3 protein-coding genes are annotated in these 1,594 nt (G+C 73.4%); 2 read left to right on the forward strand and 1 reads right to left on the reverse strand.

What is annotated here, in order from left to right; genetic code table 11:
• Positions 1-273: ATP-binding cassette domain-containing protein (locus tag EIO58_RS17565; RefSeq protein ID WP_127820519.1), on the forward strand; the 273-nt coding region annotated here is incomplete at its 5' end.
• 30 nt (positions 274-303) lie between these two features.
• Positions 304-864 carry a GNAT family N-acetyltransferase gene (locus EIO58_RS17570; RefSeq protein ID WP_240658991.1) on the forward strand — a complete coding sequence of 187 codons (561 nt, stop codon included), beginning with the start codon at positions 304-306 and terminating at the stop codon, positions 862-864.
• A gap of 12 nt (positions 865-876) precedes the next feature.
• Here the strand turns inward: EIO58_RS17570 and EIO58_RS17575 are convergent, their stop codons facing one another.
• On the reverse strand, positions 877-1,485 hold the full coding sequence (locus EIO58_RS17575) for a GNAT family N-acetyltransferase (protein ID WP_127820521.1): 609 nt from the start codon (positions 1,483-1,485) through the stop codon (positions 877-879).
• Positions 1,486-1,594 lie beyond the last annotated feature (109 nt).

The following is a 1,594-nucleotide window of genomic DNA, read 5'->3' on the forward strand; positions in this document are numbered from 1 at the left end:
CGGGGCGCCCTGGTCTCGGGCGGCCAGGCGCAGCGCATCGCCCTCGCGCGGGCGCTGCTGCGCGGCTTCCCCGTGCTCGTCCTCGACGAGCCGACGGCGGGTGTCGACCCCGCGGCATCCGACCGTCTTCTCGTCGATCTGCTGGGCGCGGTGCGCGACGATCAGGCGGTCGTGCTGATCTCGCATGTCGCCGTGCCCGACGGGCTCGTCGACCGCACGGTGAGGATCCGAGACGGCCGCATCGTGGGTGCGGGAGCGGGCGACTCCTCGTGACGAGGCTCCTGGGCCGCTAACGTCGGGATCGTGGTGCTCACGATCCGGCAGGCGACGAGGAAGGATGCCGCGGCCATCACCCGCATCCGCATCGAGACGTGGCGTGCCGCCTACGCCGGGCTGATCGCCGACGAGGTGCTCGATCAGCTCGATGCCGCCACCGAGACCCGTCGGCGGGCCGAAGGGTGGGATGCCCGGCATGCCGATCCGCGCAGCCGCGAGCTGCTCGCTGAGCGCGACGGCACCGCCGTCGGCTGGGCCGCGTTCGGGCCGTCGATCGATCGCGACCTGCCGCGCGACGGTCAGCTGTACGCGCTGTACGCGGTCTCGTCGGAGTGGTCGCGGGGCGTCGGTCATGCGCTCATGACAGCCGTCGAAGAGCGGATGCGGGCGTCGGGCTTCCGGCACGCCCACCTGTGGGTGCTCGAGGGCAACGACCGCGCCGCGGCGTTCTACGAGCGCCACGGCTGGCGCGAGGACGGCGCCGTGATGGTCGATCAGCGGGTGATCGGCGGCCACACGCCGTACACGCTCCACGAGCGGCGTCGTGTGCGCGACCTCTCGGCCCCAGCCGCGGAGCGCACCGCCTGACGGCCGAAGACCTCAGAGGCGCTTGCCGAACGCCTGCGTTCCCTGCGGCGAGGGAAGCGGCGCGAAGCCCACGCGCGGGTAGAAGGCGATCGCGCCGGCGTTCTCGGCCGTCGCCACCAGGTGCACGCCGCGCACGCCGGCATCGCGGAGCGCCTGCTCGAGCGTCTCGATGAGCCGACGCCCGAGTCCCTGCCCCTGCGCTTCGGGCAGGAGGTCGATGTGGAGGTGCGCGGGGTACGCGTCGCCGAACGGCTGGGTGGCGCCGCCGCGGCGTCCGTACGCGTAGCGGAGGATTCCGTCCTGCCGTGATCCGTCCTCGGTCGCCGGTGCGGGCTCGGGCCACCGCCTGGTGTGTCGCGGCCACCACTGCGTCGAGAACCAGTCCTCGAACGCGACCGTGTCGGGGGCGCACACGATGTAGCCCGCGACGCGCCCGTCGTCGGCCTCGACCACGAACGCGAACTCCGGATGCCGCGCCACGTAGGGCAGCACGAAGATCTCGGCCCACAGGTCGTCGTCCTGGAGGACTCCGGTGGCGTCGGCTCCGGCATCCGCCGTCTTCAGGCAGATGTCGGCGAGCGCCGGCTCGTCGCCGGCACGGAACGGGCGGATGCGTGGCATCGGCCGAGTCTAGTGCGGCACGTTCACGCGAACCGCACGTCGTCCGGCGCGATCCGCAGGCTCACCTCGGCCCCGCGCGCGAGGCCGAGCGCGGCCGCCCGATCGGCCG

Source organism: Microbacterium sp. CPCC 204701, from assembly GCF_004010105.1.
GTDB lineage: Bacteria > Actinomycetota > Actinomycetes > Actinomycetales > Microbacteriaceae > Microbacterium.

What these genes read in the sequence shown, in the direction of transcription:
- EIO58_RS17575 (WP_127820521.1), bottom strand. Translation starts at nt 1,485, where the DNA reads ATGCCACGCATCCGCCCGTTCCGTGCCGGCGACGAGCCGGCGCTCGCC.